We start from the raw sequence: 15,846 nt of genomic DNA on the forward strand, positions 1-15,846 counted from the left end.
CGAGAAGCAGGGGAACCATGATTATCAACCTCCGAGCCGTCGTCTGCCCGGCCCCCCGCCGCCCATGCACGCGAACTCCACGCGTTTCCCGTGGCAGTTGAGGGGTACCCGAGGCGGCCGCATCAGCGCAGGCCCAGGGGCAGGTTCGGGCCGGCTGAGCCCGGTGGCCCGGGCGGCCGCCGACAGCTCCGCCAGGCCTCCCGTGCGTCACCGATTCCGGCCCGGCGTCGATCTCCGGACCCGGCAGGGCCGCCCGGCGTTTCGGCAGGGGTGTGAGGGCGGAGCGTGTCGGCCGCTCCCTCTTGCTCACCCCGGTCTACGGTGTGACACAAGATCCAGCCCCGCGTCATCCCGAGCGGCACCAAGGGCGGCCGGTACGACCGCGACAGCCCGGCGCCTGACCGTGACGGACACGGCGATCCGATCGACCACCGAGCCCCGGAAGCCGTGGGCCGTGACCGGACAGAACCCCGAGATGAACCGTATGACCCGTGCGCGCGAGCAGGAGCTGGAGCCGCGTCCTGCCGTCCCTCCCGAGACCCGCTGGCCGATGGCCGCAGCCGTCATCGCCTCCGCCGCGCTGACCCTGTTCCTGCCCGACTACCTGCGCCTCGGGCCCCGATGGGCGCTTCCCCTCGCCGAAGGGCTCTTGCTGGTGGCGCTGGTCTCGGGCGACCCCGTGCGGATCAGCCGCCGCTCCTCCGCCCTGCGCTGCGTGTCGATCGCCCTGGTCGTCCTGCTCGTGTGCAGCGCGACCTGGTCGACCATCCGGCTGATCGACGATCTCATCCACGGCGGAGCCGAGACCAACTCCGCGACGGCCCTCCTGTACGCCGGCAGCAGCGTCTGGATCTCCACCGTCCTCGCGTTCTCGCTCCTGTACTTCGAACTCGACAGCGGCGGCCCGGCCGCCCGGGCCCACCACATGCCCGCCGCCCCCGCGCTCGCCTTTCCCCAGCAGCTCAGTCCCGGACTGGCCGCCCCGAACTGGCGCCCCCGCTATGTCGACTACCTCTACCTCGGGTACACCAATTCCACCGCACTGAGCCCCACCGACGTGATGCCGCTCGCTCCCTGGGCGAAGTGCGTCATGACCCTCCAGTCCATCGTCTCCCTGATGATCCTCGGGCTCGTCGTCGCCCGGGCCGTGAACGTTTTCGCCTGACGTCCCGGACACCGCGGCAGCGGGATCGGATACCGCGCGGGCGGCGGTGGTCACGCGGCGGGTGGTTGCGCCTGTGGACGCGCTTCGGGCGCAGCCCCCGCCGGGAGCCGGCCGAGGCGGAGCGTCACGACGTACGAGGTCACCACGGCGACGATCACCAGCGGCATCACGGTGAGACCGTCCGCGCCGAGCAGCAGGGTGGCCAGCATGACGGCGGTGAGGGGAAGTTTCAGCATCGCCACGGTCATCGCGCCGATCCCCATGGCGAACCCGGCGGTGCCGCCCAGTCCGGGCAGATGGGAGAGGGCGAGGCCGCCGGTCGCTCCGACGAAGACCGCGGGGAAGACCGGGCCGCCGCGGAAGGCGCTCATGGAGGCGCTGTAGGCCAGGGTCTTGCACACCAGCAGGACGACGAGGGTGGCCGCGGTGTAGCCCGCGCTGCCGGCGAGCAGGGGTGCGAGGGCGTCCTGGCCGGAGAACAGCACGCCGGTGGCCGGCCGGTCCGTCATCACCGCGTACAGCAGCGCGATGACGCCGACGGCCACGCCCATCAGGACGGTGAGCGGCAGCCGGTGACGCTCGACGACGGCCTGGAGGGAGAGCGAGGAGCGGCGGATCGCTTCCCCCAGGAAGGCGGCGGCGACGCCCGCGACGACCGCCCACGCGAACTCGCCGACCGTGGGGGAGCCGGCGGGCGGCACGTGGGTCAGCGCCAGCGAGTAGGTGCCGAGGCCGGTCCAGCTCCCCAGGCCGGTGAAGATCAGCGATCCGACGCCGGCGGAGAGCAGGCCCGGGACCAGCACCACGCCCATCATCGGGCCGCCCAGACCGGCGGCCTCCATGAGGAGGAAGGCCCCGACGAGCGGGGATCCCAGCAGTTCGCTGACGGCCGCGAAACTGCCGGCCGCCCCGATGACGCCCACGGCGCTGGGCGGGGCGTCGCGCTTGATGAGCTTGGCCGCGCCGACGGCGAGCCCGCCGCCGAGCGCGATCAGCGGGGCCTCCGGACCGAGGACGGCGCCCAGGCTGAGCGTGGCGAGCGCGGCGATCACCACACCGGGCACCATGGCGAACGAGGGTGTGCCGCCGGCCTTGAAACCCTCGGCCGGCTTGTGGCCGCCGCCGCCCGGCAGGTACCGGATCGTCAGGGCGACCAGGACCCCGGCGATCGCGAGCGGCCCGATCGCCCACCAGTCGGGGGTCCCGTGGAAGCCGAGGTTCTCGGGCAGGTCGTGGTAGATCAGCGACTGGAGTTCGGACACCAGGGCGAGGAATCCGAACGCGACGGCCGAGATCGGCACGCCGAGCAGTGCCGAGATCACCAGCACCGACACGTAGCCGCGGCTGCGGACGATCGCCAGTGCGTCCTGCGGCGTTGCGGTGCCCGCGGTGGGTGGTCCGGCTGACATGCGCATCATCTCCTTGAGATCCGGCCCGCATCCCTCCTGCGCATCATCGCGGGCGCGGACGATCGAGCGCCGGTCGGCACGCTCGGACTCCTGATCCGTTCCGGCCGCCCTCGGCGGAATCCTTCTGCGGCACGGCACGGCACGGCACGGCACGGCACGGCACGGCACGGCACGGCACGAACGGCACGGCACGAACGGACCGGGGTGCAGGCCGGGCGCGCCGGCTGCGTCGCTCGTTCCGGCCGTGGCCGGGTGGCTGGCCCGCGGGGCGCTGCTCACGGGCGGGCGTTCACCAGGGAACCTCGCGGATCTGTCCGGTGGGGTCCGTTCGGTCCAACCGGAGCTGTTCACCACCTGGAAGGAGGCGATCCCTCCGTCGGACCGGAGCACGTGGGCCACGCCGCCGTATCCGGGGCTTGGCGGGATGGCCTGATCGAGGGCGGCTGCTCCGGCCTCGTCTCGACGCGCGGTTCCTCCTGCTATCGCCTAGTTTGTCCAGCGACCGACTTTTCAGAAAGGGAGTGTTTCCTCATGGCGGAGAAGGCCAAGGGAAAGATGGAGCAGGCCAAGGGCAAGGCCAAGGAGGTCGCGGGCAAGGCGACCGGCAACGAGCGGATGCGGGCCGAGGGCAAGACGGACCAGCTCAAGGGCAAGACCCGCGAGGCCGCGGGCAAGGCCGAGGAACAGGCCCGCGGGATCAAGGACTCCCTGCGCGGCGACCGCCGGGAGCCCTGAACCGGTCCGGAGCTGAGGCAGGGCCCTCCCTCAGGTCCCCGGCACGTGCTGCCGGGGACCTGCCGGGCGTGTCCAGGGTGTCGTTGGGCGCGTCTGTGGACGCGTGGTCCGTGCACAGACCGGGCGGAGGTCAGTTGCGGGTGGTCATCGGGGGGTTGAGCCGGGCGAAGCCTTCCTGGCGTTCGTAGGGGAAGTGCGGGTACGGCGCCGGACGGTGGCTGGTGGCGTCGAGGCGGGCGGTCTGCTCGCTGGTCAGCTCCCAGCCGGTGGCGTCGATGTTCTGCCGCAGCTGCTGCTCGTCGCGGGCCCCGATGAGGACGGTGGAGACGGTCGGGCGGCGCAGCAGCCAGTTGATGGCGACCTGGGGGATGGTCCGGCCGGTCTCCTGCGCCACCTCGTCGAGGGCGTCGACGACGTCGTGGAGGTGGTCGTCCTCCACCGGCGGGGCGTAGTCGGCGGTGGCGTGCAGCCGGCTGCCGGCGGGCAGGGGGAGGCCGCGGCGGATCTTGCCGGTGAGACGGCCCCAGCCCAGGGGGCTCCATACGATCGCGCCGACGCCCTGGTCGTGGGCGAGGGGCATCAGCTCCCATTCGTAGTCGCGGCCGATGAGGGAGTAGTAGACCTGGTGGGCCGCGTAGCGGGGGAAGCCGTGCCGGTCGGCGGCCGCGAGGGACTTCATCAGCTGCCAGCCGGCGAAGTTGGAGACGCCGGTGTAGCGGACCTTGCCGGAGCGGACGAGCTGGTCGAGGGTGGACAGCACTTCTTCGACGGGGGTGGCGGCGTCGAAGCCGTGGAGCTGGAAGAGGTCGATGTGGTCGGTGCCGAGCCGGCGCAGGGAGTCCTCGACCGCTGCGATGAGACGGGAGCGGGAGGTGCCGTAGTCGCCGGGGCCGTCACCGGTGGGCAGTCCCGCCTTGGTGGAGATGAGCACCTGGTCGCGGCGGCCCTTGACGGCCTGGCCGAGGACTTCCTCGGAGGCGCCTGCCGAGTAGACGTCGGCGGTGTCGAAGAGGGTGATGCCGGCGTCGATGCAGAGGTCGACGAGCCGGCGGGCTTCCCGGGTGTCGGTGCTGCCCCAGGCGCCGAAGACGGGGCCGCGGCCGCCGAAGGTGCCGGCACCGAAGCCGAGGGCGGGAACCTTGAGGCCGGACGCACCGAGCTGCCTGTATTCCATGACGGATTCCTCCCACGCAGTAATGGGGCTGTAGACCCATTAGGATGGGCTCAAGGTAGCAGCCGACCATCACTAATGGAACCAGGGACCCGTTATGACATTGCCGAGTGATGCCACGATCCCTCCCGCCGACTCACGGCACCCAGGGGACGCGGGGGATGCGGGGGGTGCGGGACGCGGGACCGCCGAGCCGGGGACCGTGCGCCCCGGGGGCCGGACGGCACGGGTGCGGGCCGCCGTGCTGGAGGCGGGCGGGGACATCCTGGCCGAGCAGGGCTTCCACGGACTGGACCTGGCCGACGTCGCACGGCGGGCCGAGGTCGGCAAGACCACCGTGTACCGGCGCTGGGGCACGGTGGACGGCCTGGTCGCCGACCTGCTGACCGACATGGCCGAGCAGTCGCTGCCCCGTACCGACACCGGCTCGCTGGAGGAGGACCTGCTGGCCAATGCCCGACTCGTCTGCCGCACCCTGACCGACCCGCGCCAGGGCCCCCTGTTCAAGGCCGTCATCGCAGCCGCCACGGGCGACGCCCGCACGGCCGCGGCCCTCCACCGCTTCTACGCGGTCCGCGTCGCGCAATGGGCGCCCTGCGTCCAGGAGGCCGTCGAGCGGGGCGAGTTGCCCGAGGGCACCGACGCCGCCGAAACGGTGCGCGCCGTCTCCGCCCCCCTCTACTACCGGCTGCTGACGACGGACGCCCCGCTGGACGACGCCGCGGCCCGGCAGGCGGCCGCGGCGGCGATCGCGGCGGCCCGCGCGGGGGCCTTCGTACGAACTCCGCTCTGAGCCCATCGACGGCCGGCACCGCGGCGTCCTTCTTCTCCCCCGTGGTGGCCTGCCATCACACCCGGGGTGTCACATCTGACGCGGCTGCGCTGTCTTCATTGCGGAAGCGAGAGAAGGGATCGTGAGGATGAAGTCCGTCATCGTGTGCGCCTCCGTGTCGCACGGCAATACGCGTCGTGTCGCCGACAGCATGGCCCAGGTACTGGGCGCGAAGGTCGTCTCCCCCGAGCAGGCAGACCCGACGGAGCCGGCCGACGCCGACCTCGTGGGATTCGGCTCGGGCGTCTTCTATCAGAGGCTCCACCCTCACCTGCTCGACTTCGTCAAGGCGCTGCCCACCGGGCGGGGCCGGGCATTCGTGTTCGCCACCAGCGGGTTTCCCGAGCTGCCGCTGGCGCCCTTCTCCCGACCCCTGGTCAAGCTCCTGGAAAGCAAGGGCTTTCAGGTGGACGGGAACTTCTCGTGCCGGGCGTTGGACACCATGGGGCCCTTCAAGCTGGTCGGCGGTATCCGGAAACAGCGGCCGAACGACCGGGACCTGGCTGCCGCGCGGGCGTTCGCCGCGCGGCTGCGGGACGGGCAAGGGCCGGCTTCCTGACCCGTGCCGCTCCTGGGACCGCTGCCACACCCTCGACCGCCTGTTCGGCTAGAGGGCAGCCCGACGGGCGAGGGCGACCGCGCCTTTCAGGCCGTCCGCGACCGGATGCGGCACGAGCCCCCACGCGGCGACCCGGGCCGCGAACCGCTCCAGCAGCGGTCCCTCCGGTCCCAGCAACCCTCCCACCGTCACCAGGGGTTCGCCGCGCAGGGGGCGCAGCGCCGCCGCGCTCTGCGCCAGCAGGTCCGCAGCCTCGTCGAGGATGCGCCCCGCCACCGCGTCGCCCTCCGCCGCCGCCCGTACGACCACTGGGCAGTACCGGGCGAGTCGCACGGGTTCGGCGAGGCCGAGCGCACCGTCGACGAGCACGAAGCGCAGCGACGGCCCTTCCGGGGCCGGGCCCCGGAAGGCCTCCGCGAACCGGCCGACGAGCACGGTCCCGGGGCCCCGCCCGTCCAGTGCGCGCAGGGCCCGGCGGACCCCTTCCCGGGCGATCCAGAAGCCGCTCCCGTCATCGCCGGTGAGCCATCCGCAGCCGTCCGCGGTCGCGGTCAGGCGATGGGCGCGCATCCGGGCGGCGGCCGCGCCCGTGCCGGCGATCACTGCGAGCCCGTCGGGCGGGGTGCCCGGCGCGCCGGCGAAGGCGATCTCCGCGTCGGCCGTGATCCGTACGCGGGCGGCGCGAACCCCGTGCCGGGCCAGTGCCGTGCGCAGCGCCCGGGCCGCCAGGGCCTGCCCCCTGTCCCCCCGCTGCCCCGGGATCCCCGTCCCCGCGATCCCGGCGACGACGGACCGCACGTCGGCGGCCCGGCCTTCGGGCAGCACACCCCCGATGGCGTGCCCCAGCCGCTCCGCCAGTACCGATTCCGGCACCGACCGGGCGTTGGCGGGGCCGGCCGTCGCTGTGGCCAGCAACGGCCCCCCGGCCAGGTCGGCGACGGCCGCTCGCAGGCTGGTCCCGCCGGCGTCGATGCCGAGCACCAGCGTCATCCCTCGTCCTCCTCGCCGGCGCTCGGGCTAGAGCGCCGAGATGGAGGCCGGTGCGCGTTCGCTCCGGCTCAGGGCGCGCAGGACGTCGGTGGCGCCGTGCCGGCGCAGGGCGATCCGTGACAGCAGGTCCACGACGGTCTCGACGGCAGGGGCCGGGAACTCCGGGGTCGGCAAGCCGACACTGTGCGCAAGGTCGTCGGAGTGCACGGCGAGCTCCAGCATCCGGCTGGCGACGAAGTCGTCGAGCCCGATCGACCACGGCCCCCAGGTGGGCCGACGCACCAGGCGGTCCGGCACGGTGGGCAGGATGCCGCGCAGCTCCTCGACGCACGCGGCGACTCGCGCAGCCAGCGCGGCCGGACCGTCAGCCGCCTCCTCCTCGCCGCCGGATCGAATGGCCCGGTTGAACGGAGTGTCAAGGTCCGAGCCGATCCAGCTGACTCGCGCGTAGTACTCGTGGATCGAGATGGCGGGCTCGGTGGGTACCGGCTCTGCCAGCACCGTGGGGATGAAGAACACCTGCCCGGCCAGGTGACCCGCCAGCCCCTGGACGCTGAGCTTCGCCAGGGCGGAGGGCCGGTGCCAGGCGTCCGCGACCTCCGGCGCGGCCAACAGCTTCGCCGCCGTGTCCGCCACACTCAGGTAAAGCTCCCTCACCTGCGTCACCGTGCTGTTCCCCTGTCGCCGTCGTCGGGTGTCTGCCCCGTCAACCTCGCGGCAGGGACGACGCATTCCCGGCGACGGCCAGGCCGGCCGCGGGCGAGGAAGGCCCGTCCGGCTCCGGCTCCGGCTGAAGCCGGAGCCGGACGCCGGTCGTCGCCCGCCCGGTGGTCCCGCCCGCGCGCGGAGCGGCTGAAGCCCCCGGTGTCCCTAGCGCTTGTGTCCGTCGCCGTGGCCGTCCGGGTGCAGCACCACCTTCGTCCAGCCCTCGTCACGGGCGTCGAAGTGTTCGTAGGCGGAGGGGGCCTCGTCGAGGCTGAGCTCGTGGGAGACGATGAAGCCCGGTGTCGCCTTCCCGCCGGCGATCAGGTCCCGCAGCGCCCGGTTGTACCTCTTCACCGGCGCCTGGCCGGTCCCCATGTGCTGGCCCTTGAACCACATCATCCCGAAGTCGAGCGGTACCTTGCCCTGTGCCTCCAGCTCACCCTGTGCCTCTTCGCCGCCGGGGTCCTGGGGCAGGAAGACGCCCACGACGCCGATGTCGCCGGTGAACCTGACCGAGTCGATGAGGCCGTTGAGGGTGAGGCTGGCGTCCTCGTTTCCCTCGTGGTCGTGTGCCTGGTAGCCGACGCACTCACACCCGTTGTCGGCGCCCAGACCGAGCGTGGCTTCCTTGACGACCTCCGCCGGGTCCTGCTCGGCGGTGTTGATCGGGATGGCCCCGATCTCCTCGGCCTTGAGCAGCCGGTCGGGCTGGTGGTCGGCCACCCAGACGCGGCCGGCGCCCTTGAGCACGGCGGAGTAGGCCGCCATCAGCCCGACGGGCCCGGCCCCGAAGACGATCGTCTGGTCGCCCGGCTTGACGTGGGCCATCTCGGTGGCGTGATAGCCGGTGGGGAAGATGTCGGCGAGCATCACGTAATCCGTTTGCCGCTCGGCGGCGTCCTCGCCCAGGCGCAGTGCGTTGAAGTCGCCGTAGGGCACGCGCAGCAGCTCTGCCTGGCCGCCCTGGTAGGGGCCCATGTCGGCGAAGCCGTAAGCGGCTCCGGCGAGGGCCGGTTCCGGCTGCATGGTCAGGCAGTAGTTGGTCAGGCCCTGTTCGCACTGCTTGCAGAAGCCGCAGGCGATGTTGAAGGGCAGGACGACGTACTCGCCGACCTGGACCTTGCGTACGGCCGAGCCGACCTCCACCACCTGGCCCATGTTCTCGTGTCCCAACGTGCGGCCGGACTCGAACGAGGTGCGGCCCTCGTACATGTGCAGGTCCGAACCGCAGATGTTCGTGGTGGTGACCTTGACGATGATGTCGCAGGGATGTTCGATGTGTGCGTCCGGTACGTCCTTCACCACGACCGATCGCGGTCCTTCGTATACCGCTGCTTTCATGATGCTTCTCTCAGTGCCGCGGAACGATCACGGCACGATGGTGAGAGAGGCGACACGCAGGGCCGACCCCGCAATGCACTGATGACGGGGTCCATGCCTCCGGCACGCCTCTGCGGGCCGTTCACCCGGATCGGGTGGACGGTGGAGCCGCCACCGGCCCGCCAGGCGCGGCTTGGACGCTCCGGTGGCCTGTTGAGCGTGTCCCCGTCGCATCCGGGACGAAACGGTCATCCGTCGAACGATCGGCGGATGGGACCCGAAGCAGTCGCTTCGCGGTGGACGGCGCCGATTCCCTACGATCGTGGCGTGCCTGCCTTTTCCCTTGAACGCACGCCCCCGCTCGCCCCCGCGGAGGCGTGGCGCAGACTGACGCAATGGCCCCGTCATGCCGACGTGGTCCCGCTGACCAGCATCGAGGTGCTCACCGCGCCGCCGACCCGAGAGGGAACGCGTTTCGTGGCCCGGTCGGGCGTCGGACCGGTGGCCTTCGACGACGTCATGGAGGTGACGGTCTGGCGGCCGCCGGTGGGCGACGAGCCCGGCCTGTGCCGGCTGGAGAAGCGCGGCCGGGTCGTCCTCGGCTGGGCGGAGATCGAGGTCCGGCCAGGGCCGGGAGGCAGCAGCCGGGTGGTGTGGCGGGAGGAACTGCGCGTCCGCTTCCTGCCCCGCCTCTTCGACCGTGTCCTGAACCGGACGGCCCGCCTCATGTTCGGCCGCGCGGCGACCCTGCTGCTCCGGAAGGCCTGAACGACGACGGCCCCAGGCCGCCGGGCCGGTACACCGCGCCGACGGGGGCGACGGGCAGCCGGCGGGCTCAGGCCTTGAGGCCGTTGAGGAGGTAGTCGACGCGGGCGGCGGCATGCTCGGGGTCCAGCGGGTCGGTCTCCAGCAGGAGCCGGTAGTAGACGGGCCCGAAGAGGAGCTCGACGACGGTCCGCGGCGGGACGTCGGCGCGGAGCAGGCCTTCGGCGATGGCTGAGCCGAGGCGTTGTTCCCAGTACAGCATGCGGGGTTCGAGGAAGGTGCGGCGTATGTCCTCGGCCAGGCGGGGATCGCGTTGGGCGTCGCCGATCAGACCGCGCCAGATGGTGCCGAGGTCTGTGGACAGGAGCTCCATGACGCCTTGTAGCGCGGCCGTGAGGTCGGCGGTGATGTCGCCGGTGTCGGGTACCTGTGAGGCCGGTCCGGTGCGGTCGTTGAGCGCCTCCAGGAGGACGGCCGCCTTGTTGGGCCACCACCGGTAGATGGTCTGCTTGCCGACCTGTGCCGCTGCTGCGATGGCCTCGACGGTGACGTTGACGTAGCCGTCGCGGACGGCCAGTTCCAGGGCGGCGTCGAGGGTGGAGCGGTGGACGCGCGGGCTCCGCAGGTCGGGATTGGGTGCGTGGGACATGACCGGATCATCCCACGAGACGTGACGTCACGTATTGAGGCGGCCAGGCGAGCAGCGATGCCGTGGCCGAGCTCCAAGGTTGACCGGAAGCGGCAACGTGTGTGTCCCCCTGCAGTGAGCAGGGGGACGAAGCCGTCCTGGTGAGGGGGGCGGCCGCTGGGTGGGGCTAGTCGGTCAGTTTCGTGGCTGCGGCCATGCCCGCGTACATGGTGGCCATCTGGGCGTGGAGCATCGCCTCCGCGTGGTCCTGCTGCGTCTTGCGGAGCGTCCAGTTCTGGAAGGCCTCGTTGGCCCTCTCGCTGTGCCGCCATGCCAGGTCGTTGTACTTCGATGCCATGCTGTCGCCCAAGTTGCTCATGCGGCCCCCTCGTTGCTCGATGCGCCTGCTGCGCCGGGCCAGCCTACGGATCGGGGCCGTGATCATGAAAGTAGCCCGGCCCACCGCCGTTGGACGTTGGAGGGGGCCCTTGTACGGGACGTACTCGGGCGCCCCGCCAACGCGGCGGCGTTCCGGGTCAGGCGGGAAGGGGCATCAGGAGCAAGGGCTTGGTGGTGGGCTGGGGTGAGCCTCCGGCGGGTTCGAGGGTGAGTCCGACGGCGCTGGCGTCGGCGGGACTGCCGGTCAGGACGACGGTGCCGTCGTGGTCGATGAAGCCGGCCGGGCGCATGGTGTCGTCGTGGGCGAGCCACAACTGGTAGGTCTTGCCCGCCGCGGGCGGGGGAATGTTGGCGGCGGTGAAGACGGCCTTGTCCTGCCGCGCGGAGGCGACCACGGTCGTCAGGGCACCGTTGGCGGCCCGGCCGTGGACGGTGCGGGCGTCGGGGGCTGCCAGGACGGCGCTGACCGCGTCGAGTTGCTGCCGGCTCTGGCGCGCCCGCTGTTCCAGGTCGTGGGCGTTCTGCGTCTGCCAGACAGCGACGCCGCCGAGTGCGGCGGCGGCCACGCTCGCCGCCAGTGCCAGCGGCACGGCCGCGCGCCGCAGCATGCCGCCGCGGGCGGGCTTGGCAGCGCGGGCGGGGAGGTGCGGCGGCAGCTGGCGTACGCCGCCGATTGCGGCCATGACCTGTGCCTTTGCTGACGGCGGGGGCGGTTGGGAGACGGCTGCCGCCAGGCGGGCCGCGGTCGCCTGGAACTCGGCGGCTTCCTGCCGGCACGCCTCGCAGGCCTGAAGGTGGGCGTCGAAGGCCTGGCGTTCGTCGTCTTCGAGTGCGCCGAGGGCGTAGGCGGCGGCGAGGGTATGGGCGTCGGTGGCGTGGTGTTTCATGTGGTCACCCCCATGCAGTCGCGGAGCCGGATGAGCCCGTCGCGCATGCGTGTCTTGATGGTGGGCAGCGGCGTGCGCAGGGCTTCGGCGACTTCACGGTAGGTCAGCCCCCGGTAGTAGGCCAGGGTCACCGCCTGGCGCTGGAGTTCGGTCAGGCCGCGCAGGCAGCGGCGCACCTGCTCGGACTCCAGGCGGGTCTCGACCTGTTCGGCGACCTCGTCGAAGGCGGTGGTGTGCTCGCGGGCGGCCTGGGCCTGCTCCCGGTCGGCGGACGCCTGGGCGGAGCGGACCCGGTCCACGGCCCGCCGGTGCGCCATCGTCGCCGCCCACGTGGTCACGGAACCCGCCTCGGGGCGATAGCGGGCGGCCTGGCGCCACAGGTCGATCATGACCTCCTGGGCGACCTCCTCGGACTGCGCCCGGTCGCGCACGACCTTGACCACGATCCCGAAGATCATCGGGGCGAGGGCGTCGTAGAGCGCCGAGAAGGCCTCTTTGTCGCCGTGGGCGACGCGTTGCATGACGTTGCCGAGGTCGCCGTGGGCAGGTTCCGCGGGCCTGCTGCTGCGGAAGGGGATCGGTTGGTTCACCTGCGGGGCTCCGGCAGTGGTGAGAAGGCGAAAGGGCCACCGGGGGCGGCCGTCGGGGGGCGGGGCGTCCATCGCATGCCGGTCCTCGTGTCGTCGCTCGTGCGGGGCCGTCCCGCCCGCGGGGGACGGTCCGGCCGTGGGAAACCTGTACGTGTGTCGCCTTTTCTTCGTAGCCGACGGGCGTTCGGATGGGGGGCCTCTTCGTCACCTCCAACGACGGTGAGGGACCCGTTGGAGGGAATCCGGGGGTGTGGGGCAAGCCGAAGGGGAGGCGGCGGCGAAGCCAGGGGTGTGAGGGAGCGCGAAGGTCTGCACCGGCTGCCTCACCGGCCGCACGTCCCCACGGGAGGTATGAGACATGGTTCGTGTGCGACGAGGTCCGGCTGCGGCCCTTGCGGCCGGCGCGGGCGCGCAGGGTGTGGCCGCGTACTCGCCGGGCGTGGGCTCGGGCAACCTCATCGAGGTGCCGACCTTCGGGGACACCTGCGTCGACGCCTGACCCCGCACAACGGGCACAGCTCCGGTCCGGCGCCGCCACGACGGGGAGGCGCGGACCGGTGACCCGACCCGGCGCGGAGCACACGGCGGTCCAGGGGACGCGCTGCGTGTGAAACCGTCCGGGCGCGGGTCGGCTGCGGGTGGCTGTCGGCGGCCACCCGCAGCTCCTTCGCCGTGGCGGGGCGGGGACCCCTGATCGGGGTCGGCCCGGACTTCGGGTGGGCGAGCGTAGGGACGAAGCTCCGCCGCGCCACCGGACCCCGCCCGCTCCCGTCTGCCCCTGCGGCTCTCCCGCCGCGGGCAGTTGGCGCTCGCCGTTCCCACCCCCGCCAGCGCCACCGCCACCGCCACCGAGATCGCCGCCGTTGGCTTCGCCCACCCCAGCCGCTTCGCGCACGGCGGCCACTCCGCCGCCCTCAGCCGCGACGCCTTCCGCACCACGGCCCCCCGAGCTCCACGCCCACGGCGTCCAAGGGCCTCCGCCCGTCGCGGCCGGGGCTCAGCGGCTCAGCGGCTCAGCGGCTCTGCGACGAACACGGCGGCGATACGCGCAGAGCACCCGCCGAGCATGCGCGGTCGCACCCTCCGCCGCCCCTGCGCCGACTCCGGCGAGCGGCAGGTCGTACGGCACCGCCGAGTGCCGGAGACCAACGAAGGCCGATGCTTCACTCTTTCCGGGTACGGGCCAATCCGCCGGACGGGCGCCACCGAATGCCGGGTGTGAGCAGCTTCCGCACCTTCCTCTCCCGTGCCGCACTCGGCGCGCCGGCCGGACTCCTGGCCGCCTTCACGGCCTTGGCCGTGGCCGAGCTGGTTGCCGGCGCGGTCCGCCCGGCCGCGGGACCGGTGACGGTGGTGGGCGGCGCGGTGATCGACCGGACGCCGGCCGGAGTGAAGGACTTCGCGATCCGCACGTTCGGGGAGAACGACAAGACCGTCCTGCAACTGGGGATCCTTGCCGTTCTCGCCCTCCTCGCCGTGGCTCTGGGCGTGTTCAGCCTGTCCCATCGGCGCGCCGGGGCCGCGGGCGTGCTGCTGTTCGGGATCGTCGGGGCTGCGGCCGCCCTCAGCCGCCCCGACTCCACAGGCATCGGTGACGTGCTGCCCTCGGTTCTGGGTGCGCTGGCCGGTGCCCTGACGCTCTACCTGCTGGCGTCCGCGGCGGCGGCCGCGCAGCCGACCGCGGCACCCGAGGAGACCGGGGCCGGACGGGACGGGTGGAGCCGGCGAGGCTTCCTCGCCGCGGCGGGTGTCACCACCGTCACCGCAGCCTCGGCGGCCACTCTGGGACGGTTCCTCGCCGGGCGCCACGGCCACGGCGCGGTCGCCTCCCGCGAGAGTCTGGTTCTGCCCCGGGCCGCCTCCCCAGCCCCTGCCCTCCCTGCCGGGGTCCAGCTGAAGGTGCCCGGCATCAGCTCCTTCACCACCCCCCGAGCAGACTTCTACCGCGTCGACACCGCGCTGACCGTGCCCAGGGTCGACGCCGCGACCTGGCGGCTGCGCATCCACGGCAAAGGCGTCATCCGGCCGCGTACCTACACCCTCGACGAGCTCCTGGCCCGCCCCCTCATCGAACGCGACATCACGTTGACCTGCGTGTCCAACGAGGTCGGCGGCCCCTACACCGGAACCGCCCGCTGGCTCGGCGTTCCTCTCGCCGGCCTCCTCACCGAGACCGGTGTCCGCCCTCCCTCGCGAGGCGGCACGGCCGATCAGCTGGTGGCACGCTCGGTGGACGGGATGACCCTCGGCTCTCCGGTCGAGGAGGTGATGGACGGCCGCGACGCCCTCCTCGCCGTCGGCATGAACGGCGAGCCCCTCCCCTTCGACCACGGCTTCCCCGTTCGCATGCTCGTCCCCGGCCTGTACGGCTACGTGTCCGCCTGCAAGTGGATCACCGACATCGAGCTGACCACCTTCGACGCCTACGACCCGTACTGGGTCAAGCGCCGATGGGCACGGAAGGCACCGGTCAAGACCCAGGCCCGTATCGACACCCCCAAGCCGTTCGCCCGGCCCTCGGCCGGCACCGTGACCGTCGCCGGGGTCGCCTGGGCCCCGCACCGCGGTGTCTCCCGCGTCGAGATCCGGGTGGACGACGGGCCCTGGCAGGACGCCGACCTCGCCGCCCAGGCAGGCATCGACACCTGGCGGCAGTGGTCGTACCGCTGGCAGGCCACCCCCGGCGGCCACACGATCACCGTCCGGGCCACCGACGGCACCGGCCAGGCGCAGACCGAGCAGCGTGCCCCCACCATGCCCGACGGAGCGAGCGGCTGGCACAGCGTCTTCGTCACCGTCCCCTAGACCCCCGCACCGTTCCGAGAGCGGCCCGGCACACACGGCCGCACCGCACCAATCCCCTTGCAAACACAGCATCAAGGAGCAAGAGACATGATGAACAGCACCAAGATCCGCCGTACCGCGATCGCCGTCGCCGCAGCCGCCCTGCTGCCCTTCTCCCTGGCCGCGTGCTCCGACTCCGGCAGCGACACCAAGGCGGCGCCCCCCGCGGCCGCCGGCGAGCAGGGCGGCACCGCCGCCGGCACCCCGGCGGGCGGCTCGGCGGGCGGCGGAAGCCCCTTCGGCCCGGCCTGTGCCGGCGTACCGAAGGAAGGCGCCGGTTCCTTCGACGGCATGGCCAAGGACCCCGTCGCCACCGCCGCGTCCAACAACCCGGCCCTGTCCACCCTGGTGGCGGCCGTCAAGAAGGCCGGCCTGGTCGACACGCTGAACAACGCCAAGGACATCACGGTGTTCGCACCCACCAACGACGCCTTCGCGAAGATCCCGAAGGCCGACCTCGACAAGGTCCTCGCCGACAAGGCCACGCTCACCAAGATCCTCACCTACCACGTCGTCGGCCAGAAGCTCACCCCCAAGCAGCTGGAGAACGGCTCCTTCGAGACCCTGGAGAAGGGCACGGTCACCACGACCGGCTCCGGCGAGTCCTACACGGTCAACGACACCTCGAACGTGGTCTGCGGCGACGTGAAGACCGCCAACGCCCAGGTCTACATCGTCGACACCGTCCTGATGCCGAAGTAACCACCGCGGTACCAGGACCACCCCACCGGGGGGGGGGGGGGGGGGGGGGGGGGGGGGGGGGGGGGGGGGGGCGCGGGGCCGCCCCCGCGGGGGGGGGGCCGGCCCCCGGGGTCCGCTGCCGGGCCGCCGCGCCCCCCCCGCGCGG

17 protein-coding genes are annotated in these 15,846 nt (G+C 72.6%); 8 read left to right on the plus strand and 9 right to left on the minus strand.

What is annotated here, in order from left to right; all coding sequences use genetic code 11:
* The first annotated feature begins 475 nt into the window (after window positions 1–475).
* Window positions 476–1,165: a hypothetical protein gene (locus tag WDV06_RS32085; RefSeq protein WP_395513329.1), complete on the plus strand. Its 690-nt coding sequence runs from the start codon at window positions 476–478 to the stop codon at window positions 1,163–1,165.
* A 50-nt stretch (window positions 1,166–1,215) separates the two neighbouring features.
* Here the strand turns inward: WDV06_RS32085 and WDV06_RS32090 are convergent, their stop codons facing one another.
* Entirely contained in the window at window positions 1,216–2,574 is a 1,359-nt protein-coding gene (locus WDV06_RS32090; RefSeq protein WP_395513330.1) for a chloride channel protein, read from the minus strand.
* 531 nt (window positions 2,575–3,105) lie between these two features.
* Between WDV06_RS32090 and WDV06_RS32095 the strand changes: the two genes are divergently transcribed.
* Window positions 3,106–3,309 (plus strand): CsbD family protein, encoded by a 204-nt coding sequence (locus WDV06_RS32095; protein WP_395513331.1) that lies wholly within the window; start codon window positions 3,106–3,108, stop codon window positions 3,307–3,309.
* Between the two features lie 130 nt (window positions 3,310–3,439).
* Here the strand turns inward: WDV06_RS32095 and WDV06_RS32100 are convergent, their stop codons facing one another.
* Window positions 3,440–4,483 (minus strand): aldo/keto reductase, encoded by a 1,044-nt coding sequence (locus WDV06_RS32100; protein ID WP_395513332.1) that lies wholly within the window; start codon window positions 4,481–4,483, stop codon window positions 3,440–3,442.
* Window positions 4,484–4,577: 94 nt separating this feature from the next.
* On the opposite strand from WDV06_RS32100, the gene WDV06_RS32105 reads away from it, so the two are divergent.
* Window positions 4,578–5,273, plus strand: a complete 696-nt coding sequence (locus WDV06_RS32105) for a TetR/AcrR family transcriptional regulator (protein WP_395513333.1) — start codon at window positions 4,578–4,580, stop codon at window positions 5,271–5,273.
* Between the two features lie 127 nt (window positions 5,274–5,400).
* Window positions 5,401–5,871: a flavodoxin family protein gene (locus WDV06_RS32110; protein ID WP_395513334.1), complete on the plus strand. Its 471-nt coding sequence runs from the start codon at window positions 5,401–5,403 to the stop codon at window positions 5,869–5,871.
* Between the two features lie 48 nt (window positions 5,872–5,919).
* Here the strand turns inward: WDV06_RS32110 and WDV06_RS32115 are convergent, their stop codons facing one another.
* The 3 genes from WDV06_RS32115 to WDV06_RS32125 all read right to left on the minus strand — a co-directional run bounded on the left by WDV06_RS32115 (window position 5,920) and on the right by WDV06_RS32125 (window position 8,907).
* The gene (locus WDV06_RS32115) at window positions 5,920–6,861 is read right to left on the minus strand and encodes an N-acetylglucosamine kinase (RefSeq protein WP_395513335.1); all 942 of its coding nucleotides are present in this window, start codon (window positions 6,859–6,861) and stop codon (window positions 5,920–5,922) included.
* Window positions 6,862–6,888: 27 nt separating this feature from the next.
* Window positions 6,889–7,518 carry a maleylpyruvate isomerase N-terminal domain-containing protein gene (locus WDV06_RS32120; RefSeq protein WP_395513336.1) on the minus strand — a complete coding sequence of 210 codons (630 nt, stop codon included), beginning with the start codon at window positions 7,516–7,518 and terminating at the stop codon, window positions 6,889–6,891.
* A 213-nt stretch (window positions 7,519–7,731) separates the two neighbouring features.
* Window positions 7,732–8,907: a glutathione-independent formaldehyde dehydrogenase gene (locus WDV06_RS32125; RefSeq protein WP_395513337.1), complete on the minus strand. Its 1,176-nt coding sequence runs from the start codon at window positions 8,905–8,907 to the stop codon at window positions 7,732–7,734.
* Window positions 8,908–9,213: 306 nt separating this feature from the next.
* Here WDV06_RS32125 and WDV06_RS32130 point away from each other — a divergent pair, with 306 nt between their 5' ends.
* Window positions 9,214–9,654, plus strand: coding sequence for an SRPBCC family protein (locus WDV06_RS32130; protein WP_395513338.1), 441 nt, complete (start codon window positions 9,214–9,216; stop codon window positions 9,652–9,654).
* Between the two features lie 67 nt (window positions 9,655–9,721).
* Here WDV06_RS32130 and WDV06_RS32135 read toward each other — a convergent pair whose 3' ends face one another.
* From WDV06_RS32135 to sigK, 4 genes are all read right to left on the minus strand, one after another.
* Window positions 9,722–10,300 (minus strand): TetR/AcrR family transcriptional regulator, encoded by a 579-nt coding sequence (locus WDV06_RS32135; protein ID WP_395513339.1) that lies wholly within the window; start codon window positions 10,298–10,300, stop codon window positions 9,722–9,724.
* Between the two features lie 166 nt (window positions 10,301–10,466).
* Window positions 10,467–10,658 carry a hypothetical protein gene (locus WDV06_RS32140; protein ID WP_395513340.1) on the minus strand — a complete coding sequence of 64 codons (192 nt, stop codon included), beginning with the start codon at window positions 10,656–10,658 and terminating at the stop codon, window positions 10,467–10,469.
* Window positions 10,659–10,815: 157 nt separating this feature from the next.
* Complete coding sequence (locus WDV06_RS32145; RefSeq protein WP_395513341.1) at window positions 10,816–11,565, minus strand: anti-sigma factor; 750 nt, start codon at window positions 11,563–11,565, stop codon at window positions 10,816–10,818.
* Complete coding sequence (sigK, locus tag WDV06_RS32150) at window positions 11,562–12,227, minus strand: ECF RNA polymerase sigma factor SigK (RefSeq protein WP_395513342.1); 666 nt, start codon at window positions 12,225–12,227, stop codon at window positions 11,562–11,564. Before sigK ends, WDV06_RS32145 begins: the two co-directional genes overlap by 4 nt.
* Window positions 12,228–12,513: 286 nt before the next feature.
* On the opposite strand from sigK, the gene WDV06_RS32155 reads away from it, so the two are divergent.
* The 3 genes from WDV06_RS32155 to WDV06_RS32165 all read left to right on the plus strand — a co-directional run bounded on the left by WDV06_RS32155 (window position 12,514) and on the right by WDV06_RS32165 (window position 15,701).
* Complete coding sequence (locus tag WDV06_RS32155) at window positions 12,514–12,654, plus strand: chaplin family protein (protein ID WP_395513343.1); 141 nt, start codon at window positions 12,514–12,516, stop codon at window positions 12,652–12,654.
* Between the two features lie 710 nt (window positions 12,655–13,364).
* Window positions 13,365–14,960 carry a molybdopterin-dependent oxidoreductase gene (locus tag WDV06_RS32160; protein WP_395513344.1) on the plus strand — a complete coding sequence of 532 codons (1,596 nt, stop codon included), beginning with the start codon at window positions 13,365–13,367 and terminating at the stop codon, window positions 14,958–14,960.
* Between the two features lie 90 nt (window positions 14,961–15,050).
* Complete coding sequence (locus WDV06_RS32165) at window positions 15,051–15,701, plus strand: fasciclin domain-containing protein (protein WP_395513345.1); 651 nt, start codon at window positions 15,051–15,053, stop codon at window positions 15,699–15,701.
* Window positions 15,702–15,846 lie beyond the last annotated feature (145 nt).

This window comes from Streptomyces racemochromogenes, assembly GCF_044129415.1.
Lineage (GTDB): Bacteria > Actinomycetota > Actinomycetes > Streptomycetales > Streptomycetaceae > Streptomyces > Streptomyces racemochromogenes_A.